This is a genomic window from Streptomyces sp. NPDC002690 (assembly GCF_053592415.1).
In genome coordinates, this window is the sequence record NZ_JBSFVR010000384.1 from 1 (window position 1) to 7126 (window position 7126).

4 protein-coding genes and 2 pseudogenes are annotated in these 7126 nt (G+C 72.3%); 1 reads left to right on the forward strand and 5 read right to left on the reverse strand.

Translation table 11 applies throughout. The features are described 5' to 3' along the window. From ACWD3D_RS31140 to ACWD3D_RS31160, 5 genes and pseudogenes are all read right to left on the reverse strand, one after another. Positions 1-255 (reverse strand): annotated as a pseudogene (locus tag ACWD3D_RS31140) (ATP-grasp domain-containing protein); the annotation flags it as partial. A gap of 20 nt (positions 256-275) precedes the next feature. Beyond that, positions 276-1523: an ATP-grasp domain-containing protein gene (locus ACWD3D_RS31145; protein ID WP_451464096.1), complete on the reverse strand. Its 1248-nt coding sequence runs from the start codon at positions 1521-1523 to the stop codon at positions 276-278. Positions 1524-1528: 5 nt separating this feature from the next. After that, a complete protein-coding gene (locus ACWD3D_RS31150) occupies positions 1529-4567 on the reverse strand; it encodes a condensation domain-containing protein (protein ID WP_451464097.1) in 3039 nt (1012 codons plus the stop codon). 5 nt (positions 4568-4572) lie between these two features. Next, positions 4573-5256 (reverse strand): hypothetical protein, encoded by a 684-nt coding sequence (locus ACWD3D_RS31155; protein ID WP_451464098.1) that lies wholly within the window; start codon positions 5254-5256, stop codon positions 4573-4575. Between the two features lies 1 nt (position 5257). After that, the gene (locus ACWD3D_RS31160; RefSeq protein WP_451464099.1) at positions 5258-6283 is read right to left on the reverse strand and encodes a hypothetical protein; all 1026 of its coding nucleotides are present in this window, start codon (positions 6281-6283) and stop codon (positions 5258-5260) included. A gap of 246 nt (positions 6284-6529) precedes the next feature. Here ACWD3D_RS31160 and ACWD3D_RS31165 point away from each other — a divergent pair. Then, a pseudogene (locus ACWD3D_RS31165) lies at positions 6530-7126 on the forward strand (hypothetical protein); the annotation flags it as partial.

The window sequence follows — 7126 nt, forward strand, 5'->3', positions numbered from 1 at the left end:
CAGCACCGCGCGCACGGCGGGCGGGCGCCCGACCGCCGCGGCGAGCTTCCCGGCGTTCGTCTCGTCCTGGGTGGCGGCCGGCCGGACCTCGGCGACGCAGGTGTGGCGTGCTGCCGCGGTGTGCACGTCACGTGCGGCGATGACGTGCGGCTCCTCCAGGATCAGCACGGACGCCTCGGGGAGGAACCGGTCGAGTTCGTTCATGACGAGCGCGCTGTAACCCACGAGGACATGGGTGACGTGGGGGGAGGGCACGGTGGCTCCTGTCGTGGTGGTCATCCGGCGGCGGGGACGGGCGTGGTCCGGATCGTCCAGAGGTCGCGGACGGCCGCGAGCCGTTGCTGGACCTCTTCCTCGGTGTCCGCCGTCAGATGGACGAACCCGGCCCCCGACGCGGAGTAGATGTGGCCCGAGATCACGTCGCCGACGCGGCTGAGCAGATCGACGCGGGCGACGCCGGGCAGCGCCGCCAGGTCCTCCGCGTCGGTCATCCCGGTGATCTCACCCTGCCGCAGGGCGAGCCCGCAGTGCCCGAACCACGGCACCCCGTCGTGCTTGCCCGCCACGTCCTCCCAGTCGGTGCCCTCCGGCAGCGGCGGCAGGCCGAGGGAGGTCCGCACGCACACGTCGAACATGTCGACGCCGTGGCGCTGCTGGATGGCGGCCGGAATGCCGCCGCCGCCCGGACGGCACGCGATCTCCGAGACCCGGAAGCCGTCGGGCGTCGCGAAGACCTCCAGGTGCGTCACGCCCGAGCGCAGCCCGAGCGCGGCGACGGTCCGCGCGTGCAGGGCGGCGATCGCCTCGTGGTCGGGGTGGCCGAGCGGCAGCTGATAAGAGCCGTACGGGTCGCCCTGGCCGATGCGCCCCAGTACGGGTTCCAGGTAGCGGGAGGTGACGACGAACCGTACCCGGCCCTCCTCCACCACCCCGTCCACGTGGTACTCGGCGAGGATCTCGGCCTCGCGCTCCACCACGACGGTGGGCAGACGCGGGCCCGGGCTGCCGCCCTCGGACAGCCACTCGTCCACCTCGCGCGGCCCGGAGACGACGGAGACTCCCTTGCAGCCGCCGCCGTGCGCGGGTTTGACGACGACGGGCCAGCCGAGCTCCGCCGCCCGCAGGTGCACCTGCTCGTCGCTGTGCGCCCCCGCGAACGGGACCATCGGCAGTCCGGCCCGGGAGAGCAGGGTCTTCATGACGTACTTGTCGGTGAACCCGGCGACGGTGTCGTGCCCGGGACCGGGCAGCCCGAAGGCGGTACGGACGTAGCCCGCGGCCGGCAGCCCGACCTCGTACGGAGCGAGGATTCCGCTCACCGGGCCGCGGCTGAGGATCCGCCAGGCCGCGCCGAGGACCTGCTCCACGTCGTGGATGTCCTCGACGGTCTCCACGGACACATGACCGGGGTAGCGGGCGGTGTGGCCGCTCTCGGTGATCACACTGAGCCGGTCGATCAGCGGGTGGGCGAGCAGACGGGGCGAGGGGGTGCGGGCCCCGGAGCAGATCATGACTGCGTGCATGGCGGTCAGCCCTCCTTGAGGCCGGAGCGGAGACGGGTGAGGAAGGTGCCGGCCAGCTCTTCGAGCCGGTCCGGGCTCAACAGGCCCTGACGGGTGTCGAGTTCGAGGGCAATCATGTCGCCCGACCGCTTGAGGTAGCCCATCAGGTCGAACTTCACCTCGCAGCCGAGGTCCCGGTGGGCGGGCGCGCGCAGGGTCGCCGCCTGGTCGGCGGGCACCTCCACCAGGGAGAGGAACACCGTGGTCAGCGGGAAGCGGTCGTCGTCGGTGACGGCGCCGATGTCCGCCATGAGCTGGTCGTACTGGTAGTCCTGGTGCTCCATGGCGAGGACCGTGCGCTCCTGGAGGGCGGCGACCAGCGAGGCGAAGCCGCCGGTCTCGCCGAGGCGGTGGCGGATGCCCACCAGGGAGATGAAGTTGCCGATGAGCTCCTGGAACTCGGGACGGGTGCGCCCGGCGGCCGGAGTACCGATCACCAGGTCCTCGCGGTCGAAGAGGTCGTGGCACATCAGGGTGTACGCCGCGAAGTACACGGAGAACGGGGTGGTCCCGTGCGTCCGGCAGAACGCGGCCACCTCGGCCCGCACCTCGTCGGGGACCGGGAACTGGTGGGCGATGCCGCGCGCCGGCTCCACCGCGCCCTCCAGGAGCGGCAGCAGCGGACGCTCGTAGGGTTCGCCGAACACCTGCTGCCAGTACGGGCGGTGGGCCTCGGCGGTGCGCTCGGCGGAGCCGGGGGCGGCGCGCCAGGCGATGTAGTCGCGGTAGCCGATGGGGAGTTCCGGGAGCCGCTCGGGCTCACCGGAGAGCAGGTGGGTCAGCTCCTGGTGCAGCAGGCGCTGGCTGTAGCCGTCCGAGACCATGTGGTGGACGGTCCACAGCAGCGTCGACCGGCCGGTGTGGTGCCGCAGCAGCCGGGTCCGGAAGAGCGGGGCGCGGGTGATGTCGATCGGGGTGTTGGCACCGGCGATCCGCAGCTCCTGCATCCGGGCGTCCTGCTCGTCCTCGGGGAGTGGGCGCAGGTCGTCGGTCTCCACCTCGACGCGCACCTCGTCCACCGGCACGAAATGCTGCCGCAGCCCGGCGTCGTCCGGGGAACCCCCGGGCTCCTCGGTGAAGTACGCCCGCAGGCTGTCGTGGCGGGTCAGCACCGTGCGCAGGGCGCCCTCCACCGCCTCGGCGTCCACCCCGTCGGGGAGCGCGAAGAGCGCGGGCATGTTGCTCCACGAGCGGTTGACGCGAGGCAGGTAGACGTTGCGGTAGCGGCGCTGCTGCGGCGAGAGCCCGGTGGTGCCGGGCCGCTCGCCGTGCGGGATGCCGTCCTGGGTGTCCGGCTCGCGATCGCGCAGCACCCGGGCGATGGCGGCGGGCGTCCGCAGGGCGTAGATCTCGCTCATCTCCATCCTCCGGCCGGTGGCCGACAGGAGGCGGACGGCGAGTTCGGCGGAGTCCAGCGAGGTGCCGCCCCAGTCGAAGAAGTCGGAGTCGCTCCGGTCCGGCGCGTCCGGCAGCACGTGCCGGAAGACGTCCACGACGGTACGGGTGAAGGGGTCGGCGGCCGGTCCGTCCTCGGGTGAGTCGTCCGGGCCGTCGGCCGTCTTGGCCGCGAAGGGGTCGGGGAGCGCGGACCGCTCCACCTTGCCGTTGGCGCTCAGCGGGAGCCGGTCGAGGCGGCGCAGCACGGACGGCACGTGCGCGGCGGGCAGCCGGGTGCCGGACCAGCGGCGGATCTCGTCCTCGGGGGCATCCTCGGCGGTGGCCTCGTAGTAGCCGACGAGCCGCACCGATCCGTCCTCGCGCGGGAGGGCCACCACGACCGCGTTGCGCACGGCGGGGTGCTCGCGCAGCAGGGCGGCGATGCCCTCCGGCTCGACCCGGTTCCCGTCGATCTTCACCTGGAAGTCGGAGCGGCCGCGCAGACGGAGTGCCCCGTCCTCGCCCAGCTCGCCGAGGTCCCCGGTCCGGTACCAGGCGCGGGGGGCCTCGCCCACGGCGGCGGCGGTGGTGACGAAGCGGGCGCGCTGCTCGTCCGGGGCGCCGAGGTAGCCGTCGGTGGCGTGCGGGGTGGAGATCCACACCTCGCCGTCCACCAGCCGGAACTCGGTCTCCGGGAGCGGCGCCCCGACCGGCTGGACCCCGGGCGCGGGCGCGGTCACGTCGTGCCAGAACTTGGCGAGCGTCGTCTCGGAAGGCCCGTACAGGTTGAGCACCCTGCTGTCCGGGAAGTGCTCCAGCCAACGGGTCACCGCAGCCCCGGGCAGCGGCTCGCCCGCGAAGAACGTCAGACGCAGTGGGCCGCCGGGCGCGGTGGCGGCGGCGGACGTCCACCGGGCGGCCAGCGAGGGCACGGTGTGGACCACGCTGATCCGCGCACCGCGCAGCCAGCCGATGATCCCGTCCCGGCCGGTCGCGGCACCGGCGGGCGGCACGCACACGGTGGCGCCGGAGACGAGCGGGGTGAAGAGGTCGCGGAGCACCACGTCGAAGGAGAGCCCGGTGAGCTGCGCGAAGCGGTCGCCCTCCACGATCTCGAAGGTGTCCCGCTGCCAGCCGACGAAGTGGGCCACGCCGGACCAGCGTCCGAGGACCGCCTTGGGGGTGGACGTGGTGCCGGAGGTGAAGAAGACGTAACCGGGGGCGGGGTCGGCGGAGTTCTCGGCGGTGTGTTCTCCGGCGTGCCCTTCGGCGTGTTCCTCGGGGGTGAGCGGCTCGGCCGTCACCTCGCCGCCCGCGGCGGCCGTGAGGCGCAGTGCGGCGCCCGCCGCGGTGGTCATCGCGGCGCGGCGCGCGGCGGGCAGCTCCGGATCGATCAGAACCAGGCGCACGTCGGCGAGGACGGTGGCGAGGACCGCCGCGACCAGGGCGGGTCCCCGTTCCCCGGTGACGGCGACGCAGCGGGCGTTCGCGGCGGTGATGCCGGCGGCGATCTCCCGGGCGCGGACCAGCAGTTCCTCGTAGGTGAGCGCGTGATCGGCGCCCTCCACCGCGACGGCTCCCGGGCGGAGCCGGGCGCTCTCTTCGACCATGGCGGCCAGCGTCGGCATGACTGTCACTCTCTGTTGGCGTTCTGATGTCCGTCGAAGGAGGAGTCCGTCGTCGGGGGGAATCCGTCATGGAGGGGCGCGCGAAGGCCGTGCGGCGTGCGAGCCGCTGTCCCTGCCGGACGGCAAGGGGCAGCGGTGGGGGAGACCGCGGCCTTCCGGGGCATGTCCGTGAGAAGCACCCGGTGAGGTGCCGGTTCCCTCGTCCGACGCCGCTGTCGGTGGTGGAGCCGGTAACTCGTGATCTCGGCCCACCAGTCCGTACGGTCCGCGCCCTCGGCCCGTGCGTAGGCCGAGACCAGGCCGGTGAAGGCCCGTGCGCAGTCGCTCGCCGCGGCGGGACCGTCCACCCAGACAATCACGTCGGCCCGCCGGAGGATAGTCCTGACCAGCAGTTCCTCCGGCCCGGGTAACACCCCGAGGCGGAGTGGGTGTTCGTCCGGGAGGAGGTGGGCCGCCCGGCCCAGGGCCACCACCGGAAGCACCTCCGTGACCACCAGCGCCAGCAGGGCCTTGACGGCCACCGGGTCCGCGAGGGGCCGCGGCCCGAGGGCGACCAGCGGCCGGCGCGCGTCCCGCAGGCCGAGGACGGCCGCGCCGGCCGGGAGTACGGTCCGTTCCCCCGCCGTGCCGTGCAGCCGCGACTCGCACACGCAGGTCCCGTCGAGCCGGCACGGCGGGGTCGGTCTCATGTCAGCCGTTCACGAGGTGGTTGGTGCCGGGCATGAAGTGCCGCTCGTGAGGGGCCAGATCGTCCACGTTGACCGTCTTCAGAATCCAACGGGTGCGCAGGTCCTCGGGCTTGCGGACCTCCAGCACCTCCTTGGCGTGCACGGTGTGGTTGTTGTACGTGATGACGAAGTCGCCGGGCTCGACGAACACCCGCTGCTTCAGGGCGTGCAGGACCGCCGACACCTTCGGGACGATGGCCCGCGCCTCCTCGGTGACGCCCTGCGTGCGGTTCTCGAAGTAACGCAGGTCGTCCTCGCCGCCGATGATCGGGTGCTTGTCCGCCTCGCCGAGTTCCAGGCTGCCGCCCATGACCGTGAGGTCGTCGAAGGGGGTGTGGAACTGCGGGCTGCGCAGCAGATCCAGCTCCGCCTCGTCGAACGCGGCGATCACGTCGATGTTCCGGACGAAGGAGGTGTACACCTCGTTCTCCGGGTTGCTCCGCATGCCCACCATGTAGACCTGGTCCGGCCGCACGAAGTGGTTGGCGAGGTCCTTGTGGAAGTGGATCTGGTTGAGGGCCTTCTGGGACTGGCTCGACTGCATGGAACGCTTGGGGTAGATGTCCTGGAAGACATCGCCGTCGTTGACGTTCAGGTAGCCGATGGCGGGCGTGGCCGCGAGCTGCGCGAAGAGCGCCAGGAAGCCCTCGGCGACGAACGTCTTCTTCAGCTCGTACTTGGACTTGACCGGCTCGTCGAAGTCGAAGACCGGCACGTCACGGTCGTACGGCACGTTCTTCAGGACCACGACCGGCTCCGCCTTGCGGTCCCGGGAGGCGAGGGTGTCCACGTACGCGCGAAAGCGCTGGGGGACGACTCCTTCGGCGATCAGCCGGTTGATCTGGAAGAGGTGCGCCTCGTAGAGCCGGTACGGGTTGGCCGTCACCTTGCTCAGGGCCTCGACGAGAGCCGTGTGCTCCTCGTCGGTGAAGGTGAACTCAGGACTGATCCGCCAGCTGGTGGATACGTCGGTGAGTGCGGTGGTCATGGGGGATTCCTCCGGTCGTTGCTCTCCTGCCGGGCGATCGGCACGGACTCTGGCAGAGGAAGCGGACCGGCCGGGACCGCCCGGCCACTGGCAGGAAGGTGCCGACAGCAAACAGACACAGGAGCTGTCACCATAAAAGGGGATTCGACGGTGCCCCTTTCTCACGGAGTGATACACCCCTCGTGCGATGTCCTCAACGCCGGTGATACTGCGGCGCGTTGCGACAAGGGGGGGAGGCGACCGACTGTGCTGCCTGAGCTCGGCCACGATGCCGTACGGGTTTATGCCGCGTTGTCCGGGGGCCCCAGACCGTCGGACGAACGGCTCGGCGAGGACACCGGTCTGACGCTCCTCGAACTCGATGTCGCGCTGGAGACCCTGCTGTCGCTGCGGCTCGTCACCCGGGGCGACGGCCTGTGGAGCGCCGTCGATCCGAGGGCGGCAGCCGGTGAGCTGCTCGACCCCGCCGAACAGGAACTGCGCGAGAGACAGCAGGCGGTGGACGCCGCACTCCAGCGGACGCGGGCCATGCGCCGGACCCTCGCCGAACTGCGGCCCCTGTTCGACGAGGGCCGCAGACACCGCGACCGCGGCCGGGGCATCGAGGTCCTCCGGGGCAGGGCCGCCCTCGACGCGGCGCTGCTCTCGGCCGTCCACGAGGCGCGGGACGAGGTCCTCACCGTGCGCCCCGGACCGGACGCGGGTGGGGCCGCCCTCGCCGACACCGCCGTCCGCCGCGACCTGGCCGCCGCGGGGCGGGGTCTGCGGCTGCGCGGCCTCTACCAGCACTCGGCGCGGGCGAGCCTGGTACTGCGGCCGCACGCGGCCCGGGTGGCCGAATCC

Excerpts from the sequence above, each read along its gene's own strand:
- ACWD3D_RS31145 (WP_451464096.1), bottom strand. The coding sequence starts at position 1,523 with ATGCACGCAGTCATGATCTGCTCCGGGGCCCGCACCCCCTCGCCCCGT.
- ACWD3D_RS31150 (WP_451464097.1), bottom strand. The coding sequence starts at position 4,567 with ATGCCGACGCTGGCCGCCATGGTCGAAGAGAGCGCCCGGCTCCGCCCG.
- ACWD3D_RS31155 (WP_451464098.1), bottom strand. The coding sequence starts at position 5,256 with ATGAGACCGACCCCGCCGTGCCGGCTCGACGGGACCTGCGTGTGCGAG.
- ACWD3D_RS31160 (WP_451464099.1), bottom strand. The coding sequence starts at position 6,283 with ATGACCACCGCACTCACCGACGTATCCACCAGCTGGCGGATCAGTCCT.